General features: G+C 38.4%; 20 protein-coding genes and 1 pseudogene. 16 read left to right on the forward strand and 5 right to left on the reverse strand.

Annotation, left to right across the window (positions count from 1 at the left end; translation table 11 throughout):
* Positions 1-446 precede the first annotated feature (446 nt).
* From DS031_RS19225 to DS031_RS19240, 4 genes are all read left to right on the forward strand, one after another.
* Positions 447-1,538: a GerAB/ArcD/ProY family transporter gene (locus DS031_RS19225; RefSeq protein WP_113807721.1), complete on the forward strand. Its 1,092-nt coding sequence runs from the start codon at positions 447-449 to the stop codon at positions 1,536-1,538.
* Between the two features lie 199 nt (positions 1,539-1,737).
* Positions 1,738-2,502 carry a hypothetical protein gene (locus tag DS031_RS19230; RefSeq protein WP_113807723.1) on the forward strand — a complete coding sequence of 255 codons (765 nt, stop codon included), beginning with the start codon at positions 1,738-1,740 and terminating at the stop codon, positions 2,500-2,502.
* 137 nt (positions 2,503-2,639) lie between these two features.
* Entirely contained in the window at positions 2,640-3,134 is a 495-nt protein-coding gene (locus DS031_RS19235) for a hypothetical protein (RefSeq protein WP_113807725.1), read from the forward strand.
* 384 nt (positions 3,135-3,518) lie between these two features.
* Positions 3,519-4,616 carry a GerAB/ArcD/ProY family transporter gene (locus DS031_RS19240; RefSeq protein ID WP_245947554.1) on the forward strand — a complete coding sequence of 366 codons (1,098 nt, stop codon included), beginning with the start codon at positions 3,519-3,521 and terminating at the stop codon, positions 4,614-4,616.
* A 182-nt stretch (positions 4,617-4,798) separates the two neighbouring features.
* Here the strand turns inward: DS031_RS19240 and DS031_RS19245 are convergent, their stop codons facing one another.
* Positions 4,799-5,803 carry a DUF3231 family protein gene (locus DS031_RS19245; protein WP_113807727.1) on the reverse strand — a complete coding sequence of 335 codons (1,005 nt, stop codon included), beginning with the start codon at positions 5,801-5,803 and terminating at the stop codon, positions 4,799-4,801.
* Positions 5,804-6,222: 419 nt separating this feature from the next.
* On the opposite strand from DS031_RS19245, the gene DS031_RS19250 reads away from it, so the two are divergent.
* Positions 6,223-6,684: a CBO0543 family protein gene (locus DS031_RS19250; protein WP_113807729.1), complete on the forward strand. Its 462-nt coding sequence runs from the start codon at positions 6,223-6,225 to the stop codon at positions 6,682-6,684.
* A 193-nt stretch (positions 6,685-6,877) separates the two neighbouring features.
* Here DS031_RS19250 and DS031_RS19255 read toward each other — a convergent pair whose 3' ends face one another.
* The 3 genes from DS031_RS19255 to htpX form a co-directional block, all read right to left on the reverse strand.
* Positions 6,878-7,606: a ZIP family metal transporter gene (locus tag DS031_RS19255; RefSeq protein ID WP_113807731.1), complete on the reverse strand. Its 729-nt coding sequence runs from the start codon at positions 7,604-7,606 to the stop codon at positions 6,878-6,880.
* Between the two features lie 96 nt (positions 7,607-7,702).
* Positions 7,703-8,749, reverse strand: coding sequence for a M14 family zinc carboxypeptidase (locus DS031_RS19260; RefSeq protein ID WP_181833254.1), 1,047 nt, complete (start codon positions 8,747-8,749; stop codon positions 7,703-7,705).
* Positions 8,750-8,934: 185 nt separating this feature from the next.
* On the reverse strand, positions 8,935-9,816 hold the full coding sequence (gene htpX / locus DS031_RS19265; RefSeq protein WP_113807735.1) for a protease HtpX: 882 nt from the start codon (positions 9,814-9,816) through the stop codon (positions 8,935-8,937).
* 259 nt (positions 9,817-10,075) lie between these two features.
* On the opposite strand from htpX, the gene DS031_RS19270 reads away from it, so the two are divergent.
* Entirely contained in the window at positions 10,076-10,420 is a 345-nt protein-coding gene (locus DS031_RS19270; protein ID WP_113807737.1) for a DUF3291 domain-containing protein, read from the forward strand.
* A gap of 41 nt (positions 10,421-10,461) precedes the next feature.
* Here the strand turns inward: DS031_RS19270 and DS031_RS19275 are convergent, their stop codons facing one another.
* Positions 10,462-10,794: a hypothetical protein gene (locus DS031_RS19275; RefSeq protein ID WP_113807739.1), complete on the reverse strand. Its 333-nt coding sequence runs from the start codon at positions 10,792-10,794 to the stop codon at positions 10,462-10,464.
* Positions 10,795-11,128: 334 nt separating this feature from the next.
* Here DS031_RS19275 and larE point away from each other — a divergent pair, with 334 nt between their 5' ends.
* The 10 genes and pseudogenes from larE to sda all read left to right on the forward strand — a co-directional run bounded on the left by larE (position 11,129) and on the right by sda (position 21,855).
* The gene (gene larE, locus DS031_RS19280) at positions 11,129-11,950 is read left to right on the forward strand and encodes an ATP-dependent sacrificial sulfur transferase LarE (protein WP_113807741.1); all 822 of its coding nucleotides are present in this window, start codon (positions 11,129-11,131) and stop codon (positions 11,948-11,950) included.
* Between the two features lie 17 nt (positions 11,951-11,967).
* Positions 11,968-12,735 (forward strand): nickel pincer cofactor biosynthesis protein LarB, encoded by a 768-nt coding sequence (larB, locus tag DS031_RS19285; protein WP_113807743.1) that lies wholly within the window; start codon positions 11,968-11,970, stop codon positions 12,733-12,735.
* 14 nt (positions 12,736-12,749) lie between these two features.
* Positions 12,750-14,006 (forward strand): annotated as a pseudogene (larC, locus tag DS031_RS24295) (nickel pincer cofactor biosynthesis protein LarC).
* A gap of 227 nt (positions 14,007-14,233) precedes the next feature.
* A complete protein-coding gene (locus DS031_RS19300) occupies positions 14,234-16,009 on the forward strand; it encodes a sigma-54-dependent Fis family transcriptional regulator (RefSeq protein WP_113807747.1) in 1,776 nt (591 codons plus the stop codon).
* Positions 16,010-16,395: 386 nt separating this feature from the next.
* Positions 16,396-17,703 carry a four-carbon acid sugar kinase family protein gene (locus DS031_RS19305; RefSeq protein ID WP_113807749.1) on the forward strand — a complete coding sequence of 436 codons (1,308 nt, stop codon included), beginning with the start codon at positions 16,396-16,398 and terminating at the stop codon, positions 17,701-17,703.
* A gap of 32 nt (positions 17,704-17,735) precedes the next feature.
* Entirely contained in the window at positions 17,736-18,770 is a 1,035-nt protein-coding gene (locus DS031_RS19310) for a TRAP transporter substrate-binding protein (RefSeq protein ID WP_113807751.1), read from the forward strand.
* Between the two features lie 65 nt (positions 18,771-18,835).
* Positions 18,836-19,327: a TRAP transporter small permease gene (locus DS031_RS19315; RefSeq protein ID WP_113807753.1), complete on the forward strand. Its 492-nt coding sequence runs from the start codon at positions 18,836-18,838 to the stop codon at positions 19,325-19,327.
* On the forward strand, positions 19,324-20,601 hold the full coding sequence (locus tag DS031_RS19320; RefSeq protein ID WP_113807755.1) for a TRAP transporter large permease: 1,278 nt from the start codon (positions 19,324-19,326) through the stop codon (positions 20,599-20,601). The genes DS031_RS19315 and DS031_RS19320 overlap by 4 nt, the downstream gene beginning before the upstream one ends.
* Positions 20,602-20,625: 24 nt before the next feature.
* A complete protein-coding gene (pdxA, locus tag DS031_RS19325) occupies positions 20,626-21,624 on the forward strand; it encodes a 4-hydroxythreonine-4-phosphate dehydrogenase PdxA (RefSeq protein WP_113807757.1) in 999 nt (332 codons plus the stop codon).
* A 99-nt stretch (positions 21,625-21,723) separates the two neighbouring features.
* A complete protein-coding gene (sda, locus tag DS031_RS19330) occupies positions 21,724-21,855 on the forward strand; it encodes a sporulation histidine kinase inhibitor Sda (protein WP_342767267.1) in 132 nt (43 codons plus the stop codon).

Genomic DNA, 21,855 nt, shown 5'->3' on the forward strand with positions numbered 1-21,855 from the left:
AGGGAGGGGGTGAATTTCCATCATTTATTACGAACACAAGTACGTAATAAATGATATAATAATAGTTGTACATCCTTGTACATCCTTGTACATGCTCATTGAAAACTGAACATATAAGGTTGTAGCAGGAAAAGACGCTCTGCTGCGTAAAATGTTCAAGCCTAGAGAAGCCGAAGATGCGTGATACATGACTAGCACAACGTGTGAAAATGGTGCAGTAGGCTTATTAAAAGAAGTCCCAAAGGCAAGAACGATGGGATAGAGGAGTTGGGCGTATTTAGACCGCCAATGTGTCAACTCCACTAACGTTAAGCGTTCAGAAATGTTCGATACGTTAGAAACCCCCACTTCAAATTTTCGCTAGAAAATTAAGTGGCGGGAGTATTCATAAAGATAGCCCTCAGTAACTCATAAAAGCATATAAATGAGGGAGAGATCATGAAAAAATGCAAACCGCAAAAATATCTCCTTTTCAATTATTTACATTAATCGTCTTTTTTGAAATCGGTACAACCGTGATGTTTCCGTTAGGAGCAGGCGCAAAACAAGCGGCATGGATCACAATTTTACTTGGAATGGCAGGCGGCGTGCCGCTTCTTTTCATGTATCATTATTTATTTCAAAACTATCCTAATATGCCGCTTACTGAATATATGAAAGACATTTTCGGGAAATTTGTTGGGACGTTTGTTGGCATTCTTTATATGCTTTATTTTTTATACGGTGCGGCTCGAGATGTGAGAGATGGGATGGAATTATTAACACTCTACTATATGGGAACACCTATTTCGGTACTGGGTTTTCTCTTAATGGCCGTCATTTTATATGGAATCTATAAAGGAATTGAAGTGTTGTGCCGTACGAGTGAAGCGTTTTTTATTTATTTAATTGGTACAGGCGTGCTGTTTGTCATTCTTGTTATGGGTTCAGGAATTGTCCATACAGATCGGCTTTTTCCTATTTTAGAACCTGATTGGAAGACAATTATTGGTACAGCTTTTAAAGAAACATGGATGGCGCCGTTTGGGGAAATGATTTGTTTTACAATGATTTTTCATTATTTAACAAACAAAAAATTACAGCTGCAAGTTTCAATGAGTGCTGTGATTCTGAGCGGTTTGGTTTTAGCATTTATTCACGGTCTGACAATTACGGTTTTAGGGGCAAACATAAGAGGGGAAAAAATTTCGCCGCTTTTAGAAATGAATAAATTGATTGATATTGGCGATTTTATTCAGCGGTTAGACTCGTTTTTTATGGTCTGGCTCATTGTGAACGATTTTTTTAAAATTAGTGTCTTTATGTATGCAGCAATTCTTGCGGGAAGCACGATTTTTCATGTCTCAAAAAAAATTCTTATTCTTCCATTTGGAGCAGCTGTGGTCATCACTTCTATTTATTTCGCCCCAAACTACGGCGCACACATGAAGCAAAGTTTTGTTGTTCTTCAATATGTGTATCCTGTCTTTGCGGCTTATATCCCTTTTTTATTATGTATTGTCTTGTTTATCCGAAAAAAAGTAAATAAAAAGCGGTAAGAAGCAGTTCTTATCGTTTTTTGTTTTTTTTCTGTCATTATTCGTATAAAACGAAAAACCTTTTGTTTAAAAGTAATCAAAATGTAAATAATAGTAATTAAAGATAAAAGAAAATGATAAGCAGGGGGAAGACTGTGAAACATCTAAGAAGACAGGCTAACACGAACAGATTTCATCAGAAAAGTGATGGAAAGATAAAATGAATCAACTGCCACCGTATCGAAGACGGCGCGCGCATATCTCACAATTTTCTACAGCACAGCTTCATTTAAAAAATCCTTTAGTTGTTGCTTTTTTTTCATTTTCTTATCCTGGTTTTGGTCATCTTCTCCTTCATCGTTATGCGGCTGCATTAATGCTAATTTCATGGGAATTGTTTATTAATAATTTAGCGAATGTGAATTTAGGAGTTCTGTATTCATTATTAGGTGATTTTGACAAAGCAAAAGAAGTTCTCGATGAAAGATGGTTAATTCTTTATGTTGGCATTTATATGTTTGGGATTTGGGACGGTTATCGCACCGCCGTTGATTTAAATAAGCAGTACCTTCTAGCAGATTGGGAGGATTTTCCGCTATCTCCGCTGAAATTAGGTGCTTGGGATCTTAATTATTTAGATAAACGCAAGCCGTGGGTAGCCCTTAGTTGGTCTACGTTAATTCCTGGTCTTGGTCATCTTTATTTACATAAAGTGATGGTCGGTTTTTTTATTTTTGGATATACGATCGCGATTATGTATTATTCACATATTCCGATTGCGATTCAATATTCATTAATTGGTGAGTTTGCAAAAGTGAGTGAAGTGCTGGATATGCAGTGGACTCTTTACCTTCCTTCTATTCACTTATTTATTATTTATGATGCTTACGTTTCAGCGGTTGAGTACAACAAACTATGCGAAAAAGAGCTTTCGAACTATTTGCGGCGAACCTATCAAAATCCTAATTTTAAGCTGCCTATATAGCTTCAGTGCCATTTGTAGAGAGTGTGTTGATTTTGCTGACTGGGTGCCTTCTTTCGAATAAATGAATCAAAATCAACACGTCTATCTTTTAAAATCGCATCTTACCGTGCATCTATCTGTAAAGGGAGTTGGGTGACATGCTTGTTATTGCTACCTTTGAGAATTCCATTTTTATTGAACTTGCGATTACAGCGCTTCAACAAAAAGGAATTTCAAAAGAAAATATATTGGCGGCGCCTTTAGATAAGCGAACAGAGCCAAGGCAGCTGTTTGATACAATTCACCAAGCAGATGGATTCAGCATGTTTGATGGTGCGACGATATTAGGCACATGTTTTATGCTTTTAGGTGCGATTTATGGATATGTATTAAAATGGGGTCCAATTATATGGGGAATTATCGGAGCTCTCTTTGGTATTCTTTTAGGTTTTCTTATTAAATATTTTATGCTGAAAAGATCAAAAATGGGTAAAAAAAACATTACTTCTGAAATCGTCCTCATGATCCGCTGCGGGGAACACCAGTGGGAAGCTGTTGAAAAAATTTTATGGGAAAATACCGCATTAGGAATGACAAGAGTAAAGAACAACCAACGAGAAAACAAGGTAAAAAGTGAATCAACTCATCAATAAAACTGAACGGGCAGCATCGTTCAGTTTTTTATTTAGACTGTCATAATTAAAGAATGGAAAATTAGTAATAACCTCTACTTGATCTATAAAAAACCGATTCATTCTTTGATACAATAGTGTTATGATGGGTTTTGTGTAAAATAGACAGTTTTTCATACTTCCCCTTTCTTTTTCTTTGCTTTTCGCTGTTCTTCTTCGCTTTCTTCTTTTTAGATTAGGCAAACCTCCTATTTTTTATCCATTTGATTATTTCGCGAAGGAAGATAAACTTTAGCGTCTACTGTTATTCTCTTCTTTTTTGCACATAATAGTGTTAAGGATACGTTTACTGTGATAGAACAAATGGTCAATGATTAGCTTGAATTGTAAGGAGCTAAAGAGAGAATGATGTTTAAGAACGGGAAAATATCAGTAGACCAATTTAGAATATTAGTTATTTTATTTTCTATTGGAACAACGATTTTGCTTGTCCCTGGTGCTTTTGCAAAAGATGCGAAACAAGATGCTTGGATAGCCAGTATCCTCGGGTTAGGGATAGGTTTATTGCTTGTTTTTTTATACAGTGCTTTGGGACAAATATATCCAAAGTTAACTTTATTCCAACTGTGCGAAAGAATTCTAGGAAAATGGTTTGGAAAAACTATTTCTTTTTTATTTTTTTCTTATTTTTTTATTACTTGTCCATTTTTGCTTAGGCAAATTGCTGATTTTATGACAATACAGTTTATGATAGAAACTCCTGTTCAAGCGATAATGCTTATTTTTATGTTCGTTATTATTATGGGGACACGTCTTGGGTTAGAAAGCTTTGCACGGTCAGCAGAAATTTTTTTCCCATGGATTATTTTACTTTTAACTTTTATAACTTTAGGTAATCTTAATCAGATAGAGTTAAAAAACATCCAGCCCATATTGGAAGTAGATTTTAAAAGTTTATTACGCGCCAATAACATATATATCGGAATACTTTTTTTAGAATTGATTATTTTTCTAACGTTAATCCCTTACGTAGATAAACCAGAAAAAGCGGGGAGAGCTTTGCTAACAGGTACATTCATTGCGGGACTAATTACTACTTTCATTACACTTTTATCAATTGGTGTTTTAGGGGCTGACTTTACAGCTCGAAATATTTATCCAACCTATATATTAGCGAAAAAAATTGATATTGGTGAGTTCATTCAAAGGTTTGAGGCGGTACTAGCTATAGCTTGGTTTTTAAGTATTTTCTACAAATTACTTATTTGTTTTTATGCTTCTACTTTAGGGCTTATACAAATATTCAATTTAAAAAGTAATCGTCCATTAATTTTCCCTCTAGGAATCATTACAGTTGTTCTCTCCATTTCTATGCTGCCGAATACAGCTTATTTTAGAACATTTACAGCAAAAACATGGCTGCCTTTCTCTTTAACCATTGGTTTTATCTTACCTATATTTCTGCTACTCGCAGCAAAGTTACGAAAGAAAACCGAATCATAGCTTTCGATCATAAACAATCTTTTTTTAGAAGTTAAAGGAAATGAATTTAAGAGTAGATTCAGTTAATAATTGCAAAAAAAATGTGCAGACAGAAAAATGTGCTTTTCTGTCTGCACATTTGAATATATAACAAGAAAAAAGACTATTCTTCCTATTAAGACTCCCTGCCTCTCTCTATTTAGTTAACTCTTCACTAATGCTTTTCGATCGGGCGCTGAAGGAGGTTTTTCCAACCAGCCGTTTTTGATCATAAGATTTGCACCATCTGCGGAATATTCGCCAGCTTCGATCATTAAGCGGCTGTAGGAAGCAGAAATATCTTTTCTTGCGGTTCCTGCTAAAGAGGCACCGTAATAACCTATTCCCAGCGCATTAATGGCGGTTGTATGAAACATTAACAATTTATCAGAAAATGGTGGTTCTGTTGAAGCGGTCGGCATAATATTCCACGTCATTGGTGTTTCAACATTGCTTTCAGTTAAATATTTGTGGAATATCTCCATATGGTGCTTTGAGATTTCTGCTCCTCTTGTCATATAATGCTTTACTTCTTTTGACTGTGCAATTTGACTGAATCCAGTTAATAATGCATGTCCAAACATATTGCGCTGTAAGTTAGCAAATAAAAGTAAAATTTCATTTGAAGTAAGCGGTCGTTGGTCGCCAATCCAACCAGAGAGAAAATGCTGTTTTTCCACAAATTCTACTTTCTCGTTATATGGAATGTACGGCGCCCGAATAAATACGCCTTTTTGCTGCATTAAATCAGATGTTCTGTTATAAAGCTCTGAAGAAGAATGAAGACAACTTGTATAATAATCACGAATATCTTTTCGAGCCGCATTTGGCAGTGCGGTACTATAAGTATTTAAGCCCATCGCGCCCATACCTTGAATATAATAAAGCATAAATGTATCAGAAAAAAGTTTCGGTGCATTCAAATTAATATCTGCTTTCGTAAAGCCGATTGGAATCGGATGCTTTTCTTCTTTGAAAATCGCTGTAAGTTTTCGTAAATGCTGTTTAGCGATGTCTAATGCAAATTGTAAGAGAGGACGAATTTCTTCATCTTCCACTGTTTGTAAAAAATGTGAAATCATACAGACCCCGAGTGTATCGTTTTGATACGACCCCCACAACAAGGCCGTTTCAGAAGCAGTTAATTTTGGATGATGATTGTTTGCCATTTTATTCCCTCCAGTAGCGATGTTTATTACAAATACTTTGTCCAAAAAATATATGAAGTATGAAACTAGCAGTTTTAAGAAAAATTAAATTGAGCGAGACATAAAGTTTTTAAAAAAATCTTTAAAATGTTTCTTGCTAACAATTTTGCCGCCAAAATAGCCGTAACGGGATGAAATCAAGACCATTTTAGGTTTATTAAATGTGAATCGTTTTGTTGTTTGTTCTGCTTGAAGTTCGCATTTCTCTTTTATATTAATGTTTAGTATGGCGAAATTTATGGAAGGTGATGCATAGACGTAAAAAGTTAAAATGTTCGGTTAGCAGTTTTTTTCTTATATGTCTGTCAATACTTATGTGAGGGACTTATTTTGGTTAACCTGCTAATACGGTATTTTAAATGAAGAGTGAGGGCTTTAATATGGAGCAAATTATTCTATGGGCACTGCTTATAATCGGAATTTCTCTCTTCTTCTTCAGCTTACGCAAGCCGCCGCTTAAAGATTGGCTGCTTATGTTTTTGTTAAGCGCTAATATTACAACATTTCTTGGAGTACTTGTAGAAGGGGAAGAGATGCTTCATTATCCGGTGAAATTTTTAAGTGATCATTTTGATACGAGCATTCTTTATGAGTATGTATTGTTTCCAGTTATATGTATTTATTTTTATCAAACAACTTATCACGCCGCATATCGTGGGATTGTCGGACAGGCCTTGGTTTATACAGCGGCTTTAACAATTGTCGAAGTGGGAGTGGAGCGGTATACAAATTTACTTCATTACCATACATGGACATGGGTGCATACGTTTATAAGCGTTTTCTTATTAATGCTTTTTCTTCGGTTCATGATGAAGTTGATCAATTGGAAAAGCAGGATGTAAAAAAGCTGTTACATGAAAGAACATGTAACAGCTTTTTAAAAGATAAGAAAGGATAAGTTTTGGTGTCTAGCTCCAGCGCCTACCCCCTCGAATCAAATAACCTTACGCCGTAAAGGCAAAAAGCGCCTTTTCACCGTAAGAACATTTGCTTGTGGGGGGTGAACAAGGCACTTGCGCTTTTCTTAAGAAAATATTAAAAAGCATTAATCATAAACAGCATCGTAATAAGTCCTAGTATAAACGCATAGGTGGAATAGCGCTCATTGCCGTCGCCATGGCTTTCTGGGATAAGTTCTTTATAAATAATAAACAGCATCGCTCCTGCCGCAAAGCTTAATCCATAAGGAACAAGACCGTCAACGCTCGCAGATAACAGATAACCGATTAGAGCGGTAAAAATTTCAACAGTTCCGGTTAGTGTCGCAATAAGCAGTGCCTTCCATTTTGAAATGTTTTGATTGACAAGAAACAAGGCAACAAGAAAGCCCTCGGGCGCGTTTTGCAGACCGATCGCAAACGCAATAAGACCGCCGAGACTATCGTCACCGCTTGCGTAACTGACCCCAACCGATAATCCTTCAGGTAAGTTATGAAGCGTAATTGCGGTAATAATAAGAATGGCTTTTTGTTCAATTTTAAGATTATATTTCGTATGTTCTAAATCAATGTGTGGAATATATTTTTCTAAAAAATTAAGAACAAACGTCCCAAGCAGCAGGCCGACTGTTAATACGTATAAGTTTGATGAGCCTAACGCTTCAGGTATTAAACTAAACGTAGAGGCCGCCATCATAATCCCAGCCGTATAAGCGAGAAGAATGTCGCGCCACCTGTGAGTAACCCCTTTAAAAAATAAGATAGGTACAGCGCCAAGACCTGTTGCCATTGCTGAAAGAACGCTTCCGATGATTGCCTCCTGCATGATTTTTCTCCTTTATCTCTCTAAAAAAATAATGTTCAAACGGTTTCTAACTCTTTCATTGTACGCCTTTGCTGCTGAAATTTTCAATAAAATAGTTTACTTCATTGATGGACGGGGTGAAGGAGCCGCCTTTTTCATGTTTTGAAGATGCAGTGCTTGTTCAGCAATTATGAGACCGATGAGGTGATTTCGTTTCCATACTTCAGGAAAAGCGCTGAGAGGAAGGCTTTGTTCTTCAACGAGTTCACCGATTTCTAGTGTAAAGGCAGGTTTTTGAAAGGAACTTGCAAACCAATCGGTATAGCCGCCGCCCTGCTCGGTTGGACCAGGTTGAGCGAGCTTGTAGTGAGTTACTGCCGAAAGTTTATCAACGATGCTGTGTTCTCTCTCAGCAGCATCGGTCGTATGAGTAAGCCGCCACGCATCGATTCCCCAAAAAATGACCTGTCCAGATGAATGATAGGAAACGGCAATTTCAGGCTGAATGTTCTTTGTTAAATGCACGAGGGCTTGGGCTTCTTTGGCCTGAAGCGGACGCGTACCTTTAAACATTTTATAGCTTGGTGAGGAAGTCACGCCTTTTAATTGTTCCCAGCCGACAGGATATTGGCGGTTTAAATCGATTCCGTCTCCATTTGCTTTCCAGCGGTTGAAATTTTCTATGCCTTTGTTCATTTGAAGAAACTGTTCATGTGCGAAAAAAGGAACAGCTTCGAGGCCAAACTGCTGAAGGGTAACTCCGTCTGGGTTTACCATCGGCACAAACCAAAGGGATACATCATCTAAAATGGCTGGAGATAATCCGCTGATAGGTGTGTTTGTTTTGTGAGCTTCCGCATATGTTTCGATCATCTTCATTAACAGCATACTTGTCATCCATTCTCTCGCATGATGGGCACCGTTTAGTAAAACGGACGTTTCACCGTTTCCGAGCTTCACTGCCCAAATCTTCCGGCCGTAGTCGGTTTCTGTGAGTGCGGTTAGTTGAATGATGTTCGGATAAGTGTTTGCTAGTTCATAGAGGTCGTTTGTTAAGTTTTCATAAGTATAGACGTGATCGGTTTGAACGATGTTTGCCGCACAGGCAGAATGATAGTTATTTATATAGAGGAATGGCAGGAAAAAGAGAATGGTTTTTTTCATAAAGCACCTCTTTATTTTTAAAAGTATTGTTTTTAGTAGTGTGTACAGTTTCTGCTGTTCATTCTCTTTTTTTTTTGCAGGGGTCTGACCCCGCAAAAAGACACTCACCCTATTTTGTCCACTTGAGAAGGACATTTTTAACCTAAAAAAAAAGCAGGAAGCATGATGCTCCTGCTCGATGATGATTATTTTGCCTCAAGACGGCGAATTCGTTCAGTTAAATCCGGGTGACTTGAAAACAGTTTTAACATGCCGCTTTTATTGTTAATTTTTAAAGTGGAAAGGGAAGTATGTCCACCCTGCACGCGGTTTGTATAGTGTTGAAGGGACTGCAGTGCGTGAATCATCTTATCTTTTCCGGCAAGATCTGCGCCGCCGCGGTCAGCATGAAACTCACGATATCTTGAGTAAGCAAGTACAACAAGACTTCCGAGAATCGAGAATAAAATTTCAAAAAGAATCACGGCAATAAAATGGACGATTGGCGCTAACTCTTCTTTTACAAAACGTGAAGCAGCCCAGGCAGCAATTCGGGCAAAGAAGACAACAAACGTATTCACAACTCCCTGCAGAAGCGTCATCGTTACCATGTCACCATTGGCAACATGGGCTACTTCGTGGGCAATAACACCTTCAACTGCATCATCATCCATTTCATATAAAAGCCCGGTTGATACCGCAACAAGTGAACGGCGCTTTGACGGACCTGTCGCAAAAGCATTCACTTCCGGAGAATGATAAATCCCCACTTCAGGCATTTTCATAAGGCCTGCCGCACGAGAAAGGCGGTGCACCTTTTCAACGATCGCACGTTCATCAGAAGAGAGTGCGTCATCAGGGTTTAACACACGTACCCCCATCATTTTCTTCGCCATCCAGCGCGACATCAGAAGTGAAATAAACGCCCCAGAAAAACCAATCACACCACTAAAAATAAGGAGCGCACCAAGATCAATTCCGCCTCCAGCTGTCCGGTATGACCCAACACCTAAAACTGACAACATAATTCCAATTGTAACAATCACCAAAATATTGGTTACAAGAAGTAATCCAATTCGCTTAAACATCGTTAACCTCCAATAATATATTATAAGGTTCATAAGAACTTATTTTATGAACTAATTATATGATCTTTTTAATTGAATTGCAATGTTTTTTTGCGGGGTCTGACCCCACAAAAAGACATTTAACCCCTTTTGTCCACGTAGAAAAGACATGGAGAGAATCGATTTAATTACTATTTTCTACATTCTTTCAACAGAGCAAAGGCTTTTTTACGAAAGAATAGAATATATAATGAGTTCACTTTAAGGAAAGGGTGGTAAGATGTTCATTTCCGTGACGAGGCTTCATTTAAGAGGAAAGCGAAAGTTACCAAGCTTTATATGGCATACACTTCAATCGATGAATCAATTAAAAAAAGCAGAAGGGTTAACGCATTCTTCTTTTAATAAAGAAGGTTGGCTTACATACTGGACGTTAACGGTTTGGGAAAACAAAGAGGATATGAAAAACTACCGAAACAACGGCAGTCATTTAAAAGCAATGAAAATAGCTAGAAAGATTGCAGACGAACTAGAATCCTTTCATTGGGAAGGGGAGACGATTCCCAGCTGGGCTGAAAGTAAAGAGCGGCTTCATAAAAATTATGTCCGCACAAAAAACAGTTAAAGAAAAGGAAAAATAAAAAAGCCCTGCTTCTATCAGCAGGGCTATAAGATGTTTTTAGACATCATAACATTTATCTCAGCATTTTTAGCGGAGTTCTTTAATTTAGCTGATACAACGATGATATAACACAGTCCGCTACCTGATAGAATTAGCCATAACGGAATGCCGAAGCTGCCGTTTCCAAGCAGGATCGCCAGTTTGATAGATAAAAAAAGCGGCGTAAACCATAATGTCGCTAATGAAGCTAAAATATAGGTGAGTACGGAAGAGCTTTTTGTTTGTTCATATTGCACGCTTAGCACGGTAATATGGTGAAGAAGCAAACCACACATTGCAAAGCCTACTAAAATGAAGGATAATGGAAAATCAATCACAACACTTTCCCCCTTTTTCTCTATACTCTTTGCGGGGTCAGACCCCGCAAAAAGACATTCCCCTCTATTTGTCCTTCTGAAAAAGACATGCGCTTTTTTCCTCTCATTTTCTGATTCTCTCTTCTTTTACATTTTACTAAAATTATTTTATAATGAAAAAGTGTTGCAAAATGCGCAAAGTTTAAGACGTGAAATAAGTAATCAGTATTTATAAGGTTTGATTTTGCAACAATATCTTTATGTTTTGATTGTAAGCGGTTACCAGTAACGTTAAAATAGAAAGAAGAGAAAAATTTTACAATAATGGAAGAGTTTAAGTGAGAGGTGAAAGGTTATGTTAAATGAGAAATATGAAAAACTAAACGAAATTTTACGAGAAATGGGCAGTGTGGTTGTTGCATTTTCAGGTGGTGTGGACAGCACGCTTTTATTAAAAGCAGCCGTTGATGTGTTGGGAAGAGAAAATGTGCTTGCGGTTACGGCCGATTCTGAAACCTATCCGAGCAGTGAGTTAGAAGAAGCGAAACAGCTTGCTGAATTAATCGGTGCCGTGCATCAAGTAATTGAAACATCAGAGCTGAATATTCCAGGCTATACAGAAAATGATGAAAACCGCTGCTATTTTTGTAAAAACGGTTTATTTGAAGAAGTGATGCCGATTATGAATGAAAAGGGATTTCAAAATGTTGTCTACGGCTTAATTGCCGATGATATGAGTGAGCATCGTCCCGGCGTGCGTGCGGCAAAAGAACATGGCGTGCGCGGTCCGCTGCAGGAAGCCAATCTTTATAAAGAAGAAATTCGCGCTCTTTCGAAAGAACTGGGATTGCCAACATGGGAAAAGCCGTCATTTGCTTGTTTATCATCGCGAATTGCATATGGGGAAAAAATTACACAGGAAAAATTAACAAAGGTTGAAAAATCAGAGTATTATTTAAAACAGTTAGGCATTAAGCAGGTACGTGTGCGAACACATGGCGATATTGCTAGAATTGAAGTAGAGCAAAAAGACATGGCGATTGTGTTAAACAATCATAACAGCATTATGAATAAGCTTCAGGGGTTTGGCTATCAATATGTCACCCTCGATTTAGGGGGCTACAAAAGCGGCAGTATGAACAAAGTGTTAGAAATCCAAAATTCGCTAACTAATTAGATAAAGGAGCGTTGATGATGAACAACATACAGTTAGAAGACATTTTAAAAAAAGTAAAAGAAGGAAGTTTAGAAGTTAATCAAGCAAAAGAAATGCTCTCTTCATTTGAAGATATTGGTTTTGCGAAAGTTGATTCGAACAGGGAAAAGCGTACCGGCTTTCCTGAAGTTGTTTATGGCGAAGGAAAAACAGCTGAACAAATCATCAGCATTATTTTATCGTTAAAAGAAAAAACAAACCGCGTGCTCGCAACAAGAGTGGATGAAAAAAAAGCGAAAAAAATACTTGCAGCTCTTCCTGATTTAGCTTACAACGAATCAGCCCGCACGCTGTTTTGGAAGCATGAGGACGAGCCTGAGCTTCTTTATAACGGCTATATTGCCATTGTGTGTGCGGGGACGTCTGATCTTGCCGTGGCGGAAGAAGCAGCTGTAACAGCAGAGGCATTTGGCGCTTCAGTAAAACGAATTTATGATGTAGGCGTTGCCGGCATTCACCGCTTGTTTTATCATCTTGAGGATATCGAAAAGGCGACAGTAACGATTGCGGTTGCGGGAATGGAAGGGGCGCTCGCAAGCGTTGTTGGCGGCTTAATTAGCAATCCGATTGTGGCTGTTCCAACGAGCATTGGCTATGGCGCAAACTTTCAAGGTTTATCCTCGCTGCTATCGATGCTGAATGCTTGTTCACCAGGCATTAGCGTCATGAATATTGATAACGGATTTGGCGCTGGTTATTATGCAACATTAATTCATAAAAATCACCGCAGCACAATTTTAGATTAAAGGATGGAAGTATAATGAGAACACTATATTTTGACTGCTTTTCAGGGATTAGCGGTGACATGACGATCGGTGCGCTTCTTGATTTAGGAGGAGACGCAGCGCGTTTAAAAACAGAACTTGCGAAACTAAACATTGAAACAGAATATGAACTAAAATGGGAGAAAGTTGTAAAAAAAGGCGTTTCGGCAACAAAATTTGATGTGATTCTCACAAACCATCAAGAAGATCATCACCATCATCATGACCACCATCGTCATTATTCTGACATTGTCGAGATGATTACGGGTGCTGATTTAAATGAAAACGTAACAAAAATGGCGCTTTCTATTTTTGAAAAAATCGGCAGAGCGGAAGCAAAGATTCATAACATGCCGTTTGAAAAAGTCCATTTTCATGAAGTAGGCGCGGTTGATTCGATCGTTGATATTGTTGGAACATGCATTCTTCTTGATGCACTGGATATTTCACAAATTGCAGCTTCTCCTGTTCCAGTTGGAAATGGCCGAATTCGCATTGCTCATGGGCTCTATCCCGTGCCGGCACCGGCGACGTTAGAAGTATTAAAAGGCATTCCAATTCAACAGACAGATATTAAAGGGGAATTAACAACACCAACCGGCGCAGGAATTTTGTCAGCGCTTGTACATGAGTTTGGATCGCTTCCTTCTTGTACTGCAGAAGCAATCGGATACGGCGCAGGCACAAAAGATTTTCCAGACCATCCAAATGTGCTTCGGGTTATACTCGGAACAGCTTAATTATTCAATGTTGAAATTTAAAAAGCAAAGGCGGTAATAGGTATGTCACAGCAGTTTCCGCATCGCGAGGAGCATATTGATGACGAAATGGTTAAAGTTGAAGTGAACTTAGATGATATGCCTGGAGAATGGCTTGGCTATGTGATGGAACAATTGTTTGAAGCTGGAGCAAATGATGTGTTTTATATCCCAATTTACATGAAGAAAAATCGTCCTGGTGTGATGCTGCAGTTGTTATGCGAAAAAACAAAACTTGATGAAATGAAAACGATTTTGTTTACTGAAACGACGACACTCGGCATTCGCTATTACCCAGTAAGCGTGCATCGCTTAGCGCGAACATTTTACAAAGTGTCTACAGAGTGGGGCGATGTCACAGTAAAAGAAGGCTTATACAAAGGAATCGTCGTTCAAAGTGCTCCTGAGTATGAGGATTGCCGTAAAATTGCTTCAGAAAATAAAATCTCGATCAAAGAAGTTTACAGACAAGTGTGGGAAAAAATTAAGAATTGATGACTAAATCCTTCTTAGAAAGATGCAGAGCAGTCTGCAGCGAAAAGCCTAAGGGGGCTTTTTTATACGTGAGAAAGCAGCATGTGACAGCGGAGAAGCAAGTGATGGTTAGGGATACACTTTTATTTTAGACTTGTTTATCGATTATAGCTTTACTTGAAAAAAATGTTAAGTTATGATTAGAAAAAATAGATGTGTTGATTTTTGCAACAGAAGGTGAATGAATAATGATAAAAGCATTGGTTGTTGCCCCGTATGAGGGTTTATTTGAAATTATGAAAGAGATTGCTCAAGATGTTGAAGATTTTCAGTTTCACATTAAACTTGGTAATTTGTATGAGGGGATTGAGATTGCCAAGGATGCTGAAAAGAACGGCTATAATGTTATTATTAGCCGGGGCGGTACAGCTTCAATGATTCAAGAGGTCGTTTCGATCCCTGTGATTGATATCCAAGTGTCTGGCTATGATGTTTTGCGTATTTTAACACTTGTGAAAGGTTTTCCAGGCAAAGCAGCCATTGTTGGATTTCCAAACATTTCTCACGGTGCTGCAACGATCTGTAACCTTCTCGATCTAGACATTAACACGATGACGATTACAAAAGATATTGAAGTCGAAGAGCGGTTAAAAAACTTAAAAAAACAAGGATATGAAGTTGTTATTGGTGATGTTGTAACCGTTGAAACAGCGAAACAATTAGGTTTAAATGGGGTTCTGATCACGTCTGGAAAAGAGGCAGTGATGGAAGCGCTGGACGAAGCAAGAAGAGTGTATCGGTTATTTTCAAAGCTGCATGAGGAAGTTTCATTATATCAATCGATTATTGACGGTGATGACAGAGCTGTTGCAGTGATCAATAAGGAAGGCAAAATCATTTACAGTAATGCTCTTTTTCATACCGAAATGAACAAGACGAAGCTGGAAAACTTGCCTGATGTCAAGGAAATTGTAAGGCAAACGTTTTTAAAGGGAAAAAAGCAAACAAAAATCCTTACGCTTGATGAGCAGTTGTGGAAGCTCACAACGTGCTGCAGTCAACAAAGTGTTATCTTATATTTTGAAAAAGCCTTTCGCAATCAAACGGAAGAACAAGCTGTGAAGGGGGATGCGTATGCGGTTGAAATTCAAACAGCAATCCCTTATGTAATTATTACAGGGAAAAGTGAGCAAATTCAGCACGTAATCAAGCAAGTTGATAAATATAGTCAAATGGATGAACCGCTCTGGATTATGAGTGAAGCCGGAAATGGAAAAGATGTAGTGGTGCAATCCATTTATTTAAAAAGTAAACGGAGCAGTGAGCCGTTTATTACGCTAAATTGCGACTTATTGAAAAAAGAACAGGTAACGAGTTTAATAAATGAAAACTTCTTCCAAAACTATGCGAATGGCACTGTTTATTTAAAAAGAATTGATTGCTTAGATTCGTATTCTCAAAAAGAGCTTTATCATTTTATAAAAAATGAAAACGGAAAAATGCCGAGATGGCTGATGTCCTCAAACGATACAGTAGAACAAAAAATAAGCGAAGGGACATTTGACCGCGATTTATTTTATTTGTTAACACGATTGGTTATTCATATTCCACCGCTTAGAGAGCGCGGCGAAGATATTGAAAATTTAGTGCATGTGTTTATTTCCGAATTTCATACAAAGTACGGCAAGCAAATTGTCGGCATTAGACAGGATGCTTTACAACAATTAATGGATTATGATTGGCCGGGTAATGTTGATCAGCTCAAACAGGTTATTGAACAGCTTGTCCTGCAGTCCCACTCCTATTATTTAGAAAAAGAAGAAGTGGAATCAGCCCTTTATCGATTAAAGCAGCAATCAAAAGCGAATCGTGCTGCAGTAAACAATATGGATATAAGCGGTACGTTAAAAGAGATTGAAAAAAAGATTATTACAAAAGTACTCGAAGAAGAAGAAATGAACCAATCCAAGGCAGCGAAACGTCTTGGAATTAATCGTTCAACATTGTGGCGCAAGCTTAAATAAAAGCTTGTGTCTTTTTTTGTATTTAAAAAATAAACAAATGATTAAAAACGCAACAGTAATAGATTTAATATTAGGATGATAGGTCGATTTGACCATGTTTTAAAAAAAAAATAAAAAAACCATTGCCAAATGCAACAATATCATTTACCATATAACTTGTAAGCGCTTTTCATACGTTTCAAAATAAAACACATGGAAATGCGGTGAAAAGATAGGTCGATCTAACTTAGCATGCTGCATATGTAGAAAGAAACGAATGACAAACTTAAGAAATTTATAGGGTTAGTCAAAAAGGATTAGGTTAAAAGAAGAAATGGAAATTGTATAAAAAGAGATAAAGCTATTACAGGTATAGGATAACGGATAGCAAAAAGGGGGTGGAGATGATGGTAAAGTTAGCAGTAATTGCAGATGACTTAACAGGCGCAAATGATACAGGGGTACAGTTTGCAAAACAAGGTTTAAATACCACAGTATTGTTTTCTGATACAAGGCTGCAGCCTTCCCATATGAGTGGAGATGTTATTGTATTAAATTCAGACAGCCGTGCACTGCAGGCTGACAATGCTTACGATGTTGTTTACAAGCTATCAACACAATTAAGCAGTTTAGGCGTTTCATCTGTTTTAAAGAAAATTGATTCGACGATGCGAGGCAATGTTGGAGCAGAAATTGATGCCGTAATGGATGTGTTTGAATTTAAAACAGCATTAGTTGTACCGGCCTTTCCAAAAAGTAAACGGGTAACGATTAATGGAAAACATTATGTGCATGGAGTGCCGCTGGCAGAAACAGAAATTGCCAATGACCCCACCTGTCCGGTCAAGGAAAGTTACCTGCCGAAACTGTTACATGATCAAAGCGAGCGGAAAGTGGAGCTCATTTCAATTGAGGATGTTCGAAAAGGAAAAGAACAATTAGCTGAAAAAATGAAAGGGCTATCTTTAGAGAAAGATTCAAAAATTGTTGTCATTGATGCAGAAACAGATAAAGAACTGCAAACAATTGCTGAAGCAGCACAAAGGCTCGAAGAAAATGTGCTTTGGGTAGGTTCAGCGGGTATTGCTTATCATTTATGCAGTACAGTACACCATAATGAGCCATCATATAAAAAATCTAAAGGGAAACAGCTTCCAATACTCGTTGTAGCTGGCAGTATTAGTTCCATTACTCATCGACAAATTCAAGAATTAAAGGAGAAAAATAATATTGAAGAAATTGTGATTTCTCCAGATAAATTTTTCGATGAAAGCGATCGTCAAGCGGAAATTGAACGCGCTGTCAAAATGGGAGAGACATTACTAGACAAAGGTGACTTAGTCGTTTCAACAAATCGTGAGCGTGAGGCAGTTGAGCGGGTAAAGGCGATTCAACAATCACTCGGCTTAACGAACTTAGATGTCGGCAGTACCATTGCCAATGCTCTCGGAGTTATTGCAGGAAAATTAATTGAGAGCAAAAACGTCCAGGGCGCTGTTTTAACAGGCGGAGATATTGCCGGGGCAACATGTAAAGTATTAAATGGAAAAGGCATTCGTGTTGTCGGTGAAGTGGAAGATGGCCTTCCGTATGGACAGTTATTCGGCGGTTTGTTTGATGGTTTACCACTTGTTACGAAAGCGGGTGCGTTTGGTACAGAGCAGGCACTTGTGAAAGCCCTTCAAACGTTAACAGATGTAAATAAGCAAGTTTAAAAAATAGTGAAAACATTGAGGAGGAAAAAGAAATGAAAAGCTTAACTAAAAAAGTTTTAGGTACAGTTTCAGCATTAAGTTTAAGTGTCCTTGTTGCATGCGGCGGCGGTGCTGATCAACAAGCAGAACAAACGGAAGATACAGGTGCTGCAGGCGAAGCGAAAACATTACAAGTAGGGATTACACTTGCTGAAGATTCTCACTACTACAAAGGGTTAGAGCATTTTGCAGACTTAGTTGAAGAAAAAACAGATGGCGAGCTTACAGTCGAAATTTTCCCGAACGGTTCATTAGGCGGGGAACGCGATATGGTTGAAAGTCTGCAGGTTGGAACACTTGATATGGTATTAAGCTCAACAGGTCCACTTGGCGGTTTTGCCCCGGAAATTAACGTTGTTGACCTTCCGTTTCTTTTTGAAAGTCGTGAACACGCATACAACGTATTAGACGGTGAAATTGGTCAAAACTTATTAGCAAACCTTGAAGGACAAAGCTTAAAAGGACTTGCATGGTGGGAAAACGGCTTCCGTCACGTTACAAACAGTAAACAGCCAATTGAAAAGCCGGAAGATTTACAAGGCTTAAAAATTCGTACGATGGAAAACAACGTCCACATGGATTCCTTTAAAGCGCTAGGTGCAGATCCAACGCCAATGTCATTTACAGAGCTATTCACAGCGATGCAGCAGGGCGTAGTGGACGGTCAAGAAAATCCTATTCCAATTATTTCAACGTCTCGTTTTTATGAAGTACAAGACTATTTAACACTTACAGGTCATTTCTATTCACCAGCAGCGCTGTTAGTAAGCACACAAGTATTTGACGGCTTAACAGAAGAGCAGCAGAAAGCGCTTCAAGAAGCAGCTGCTGAAGGTGCGAAATATGAGCGTGAAATCGTTGCAGAAATGGAAGAAGAAATGATTGCTGATTTAAAAGAGCAAGGTATGCAAATTGTTGAAAACGTAGACAAAAAAGCATTCCAAGAAGCAACAAAATCAGTTTACGATCAATATGCAGATCAAGTTGGCGCTGATTTAATTAAACAAATTCAAGATGCAGCGAAATAATTTTAGGTTTTAGAATGGTGCGGGGATATTCTCCCCCATCATCTTGTTGTATGGGGGAGGATATTATGAGTATGATCATGAAAGCAATTGACAAATTCAATAAAGTACTCGGTGTTGTATTAGCCCTGTTATTAATGGTTATGTCAGCTGTTATTTTTTATCAAGTATTTTCAAGATTTGTGCTGAAAGACTCTTTAAGATGGTCGGAAGAATTAGCGAGATATATTATGGTATGGAGCGTTTTTATCGGTTCTGCCCTTGCGATTCGGAAGCTTGAATTAATATCAGTTGATGCCATTAAAGAATTAATGTCTGACAAAGCAAAAGCACTTTTAAATGTCATCGTTTATCTTATTTGTATCGTCTTTTTAGCGGTATTAGTGAATTACGGATTTGAGATGGTAGGTAACGTAACAAAGCAAACATCACCAGCAATGAACATTTCAATGGCATGGGCCTATGCGGCGATTCCGGTTGGTTCGATTTTTATGATTATTAACTGTGCGGCCGTGATTATTGACAATGCCATGAAGCTAAAGGGGGGCGCGAAACAATGACAATGACTTTATTAATTTCAATGCTGATTTTGTTTTTGTTAACCGTTCCCATTGCCCTTTCGATTGGTTTAGCTTCAACGATTGCGGTATGGTCGAGCGGGGACTTACCGCTGTTAGTACTTGTGCAGCGTATTTTTACATCGCTTGATTCGTTTCCATTAATGGCGATTCCATTCTTTATTTTAGCCGGTTCATTAATGGAAACAGGTGGTATTTCAAAGCGTCTCGTTCATTTTGCGAATACACTTGCTGGTTCAATGACAGGCGGTTTAGCCGGTGTAACGGTTATTACATCCATGTTCTTTGCAGCCATTTCTGGATCAAGTCCGGCCACTGTTGCAGCGATTGGTTCGATTATGATTCCAGCAATGGTAGCGCGCCACTATGATGTGAATTTCGCGGCAGCGATTCAATCAGTAGCGGGAGCACTCGGGGTTATTATCCCGCCGAGTATTCCAATGATTCTTTATGGAGTCGTTGTTGGGGTATCAATTGGTGATTTATTTATTGCCGGTATTATTCCTGGCCTTTTAATTGGTTTTTCATTAATTTTAACAGCGTTTATTATTTCAAAACGACGCGGCTATAAAGGGGCCGAACATTTTACATGGCAGCAGCGCTTTGAGGCGTTTAAAAATGCGATTTTCGCTTTGTTAATGCCGATGATTATTCTTGGCGGAATTTACGGCGGAATTTTTACACCAACTGAAGCAGCGGTTGTCGCAGTCGCGTACGCATTAATTATCGGTCTTTTCGTTTATAAAGAAATTAAATTAAAAGACCTTATACCTGCATTTGTCAAATCAGGGATTACAACAGCGATTATTATGTTGATTATTGGTAATGCAGGTCTTTTAGGTTGGTTGTTAACAAAAGAACGAATCCCACAAACAGTGGCCCAGTCGTTTATTAGTTTTTCCGACAATCCATTAGTTTTCTTATTAATCGTCAACATCTTTTTACTTATTGTTGGCATGTTCTTTGAAACATCGGCATCTGTTATTATTCTCGCGCCAATTTTAGCGCCAATTGCGATTCAGCTCGGTGTTGATCCGGTTCATTTCGGAATTATTATGGTTGTCAACTTAGCGATTGGAATGGTAACACCGCCGCTTGGGGTAAACTTGTTCGTTGCCATGCAAATATCAAAAGTAAGACTTGAACAGCTTTCAAAAGCCGTGATTCCATTTTTAATTATTTTAATTGCGGATGTTCTTGTTATTAGTTATATACCAGAAATTTCACTCTTTTTAGTGGAGCTATTAAAGAAGTAAATAGTAAATAGGGGGCATACAATTATGACTGCTAGTAAACCAGTAATTGCAATTACGATGGGAGATCCATCAGGTGTTGGGCCTGAAATTATTGTGAAGTCGTTAAAAGATGAAGCCATTTATGACAAATGCCAGCCGTTTGTGATTGGCGATTTGAAAGTGTTAAAAAAAGCACTTGATGTTACAAATGTTAACCTTACATTAAACAGCATTTCACAGCCTGAAGAAGCGGCATACGAGTACGGAACCATTGATGTGCTTGATTTAGATCTTGTTTCTGAAGATTTACCATGGGGAGAAGTTTCTTCTGAAGCTGGTAATGCGGCGTTTCGTTATTTAGAAAAAGCGATCGCTTATGCAAACGAAGAAAAAATCCAAGGCATCTGTACAGCGCCGTTAAATAAAGAAGCGCTTCATAAAGCAGGTCATATTTACCCGGGTCATACAGAAATTTTAGCAGAACTGACAAACACGAAAGATTTTGCGATGATGTTATCGGCGCCAGGGTTAAGAGTGATTCATGTGACTACACATATTGGTCTGATTGATGCGGTACACAAAATTAATCCAGAGCGTCAATATACGGTGATTAAGCTTGCGCACGAAACCTTGCAAAAAGCAGGAATTGCCGCGCCAAAAATTGCGGTTTGCGGCATTAATCCGCATGCTGGTGAAAACGGCTTGTTTGGAAATGGTGAAGAAGAAGAAAAAATCGTGCCAGCGGTAGAAAAAGCGCAAAGAGAAGGCATTGATGTAGTTGGACCGCTTCCGGCTGATACATTATTTTTTAGAGCGAAACGCGGCGATTTTGATATCGTTGTCGCGCAGTATCATGATCAAGGCCACGGACCTATTAAAGTGCTTGGCCTTGAATCAGGCGTAAATATTACGGTTGGTCTTCCAACCATTCGTACAAGCGTTGACCATGGTACAGCTTTTGATATCGCCGGCAAAAATATTGCTGATGAATTGTCATTAAAAGAAGCGATGCGCATGGCGATTGAATTAGCACCGAGAAAATAGATCAAGCTATGAAAAGAGAAGGATGGTTTAGCAAGAGATCAGCATAGGATTTCTTGCTATCCTTTTTTCGTTTAAAAGAGGTGAAGAGTGCGGATGGAGATGCTTAGTGATCAATTATTGATCAGAAGTTTCCAAAAAGCAGCTGAATTGCAGCTTCATAGTGATTTTGTTAGGCTTCTGACACAGGAAATGAAGAGAAGAAATTTATTTGTTTTATCGAAAGAATCATAA

The organism is Bacillus taeanensis (assembly GCF_003318295.1).
GTDB lineage: Bacteria > Bacillota > Bacilli > Bacillales > UBA6769 > Maribacillus > Maribacillus taeanensis.

Excerpts from the sequence above, each read along its gene's own strand:
- DS031_RS19315 (WP_113807753.1), top strand. The coding sequence starts at position 18,836 with ATGAGTATGATCATGAAAGCAATTGACAAATTCAATAAAGTACTCGGT.
- DS031_RS19235 (WP_113807725.1), top strand. The coding sequence starts at position 2,640 with ATGCTTGTTATTGCTACCTTTGAGAATTCCATTTTTATTGAACTTGCG.
- DS031_RS19310 (WP_113807751.1), top strand. The coding sequence starts at position 17,736 with ATGAAAAGCTTAACTAAAAAAGTTTTAGGTACAGTTTCAGCATTAAGT.
- DS031_RS19320 (WP_113807755.1), top strand. The coding sequence starts at position 19,324 with ATGACAATGACTTTATTAATTTCAATGCTGATTTTGTTTTTGTTAACC.
- DS031_RS19230 (WP_113807723.1), top strand. The coding sequence starts at position 1,738 with ATGAATCAACTGCCACCGTATCGAAGACGGCGCGCGCATATCTCACAA.
- DS031_RS19270 (WP_113807737.1), top strand. The coding sequence starts at position 10,076 with ATGTTCATTTCCGTGACGAGGCTTCATTTAAGAGGAAAGCGAAAGTTA.
- larE (WP_113807741.1), top strand. The coding sequence starts at position 11,129 with ATGTTAAATGAGAAATATGAAAAACTAAACGAAATTTTACGAGAAATG.
- htpX (WP_113807735.1), bottom strand. The coding sequence starts at position 9,816 with ATGTTTAAGCGAATTGGATTACTTCTTGTAACCAATATTTTGGTGATT.
- DS031_RS19255 (WP_113807731.1), bottom strand. The coding sequence starts at position 7,606 with ATGCAGGAGGCAATCATCGGAAGCGTTCTTTCAGCAATGGCAACAGGT.
- DS031_RS19300 (WP_113807747.1), top strand. The coding sequence starts at position 14,234 with ATGATAAAAGCATTGGTTGTTGCCCCGTATGAGGGTTTATTTGAAATT.
- DS031_RS19260 (WP_181833254.1), bottom strand. The coding sequence starts at position 8,749 with ATGAAAAAAACCATTCTCTTTTTCCTGCCATTCCTCTATATAAATAAC.
- DS031_RS19245 (WP_113807727.1), bottom strand. The coding sequence starts at position 5,803 with ATGGCAAACAATCATCATCCAAAATTAACTGCTTCTGAAACGGCCTTG.
- DS031_RS19225 (WP_113807721.1), top strand. The coding sequence starts at position 447 with ATGCAAACCGCAAAAATATCTCCTTTTCAATTATTTACATTAATCGTC.
- pdxA (WP_113807757.1), top strand. The coding sequence starts at position 20,626 with ATGACTGCTAGTAAACCAGTAATTGCAATTACGATGGGAGATCCATCA.
- DS031_RS19250 (WP_113807729.1), top strand. The coding sequence starts at position 6,223 with ATGGAGCAAATTATTCTATGGGCACTGCTTATAATCGGAATTTCTCTC.
- DS031_RS19305 (WP_113807749.1), top strand. The coding sequence starts at position 16,396 with ATGGTAAAGTTAGCAGTAATTGCAGATGACTTAACAGGCGCAAATGAT.
- larB (WP_113807743.1), top strand. The coding sequence starts at position 11,968 with ATGAACAACATACAGTTAGAAGACATTTTAAAAAAAGTAAAAGAAGGA.
- sda (WP_342767267.1), top strand. The coding sequence starts at position 21,724 with ATGCTTAGTGATCAATTATTGATCAGAAGTTTCCAAAAAGCAGCTGAA.
- DS031_RS19240 (WP_245947554.1), top strand. The coding sequence starts at position 3,519 with ATGATGTTTAAGAACGGGAAAATATCAGTAGACCAATTTAGAATATTA.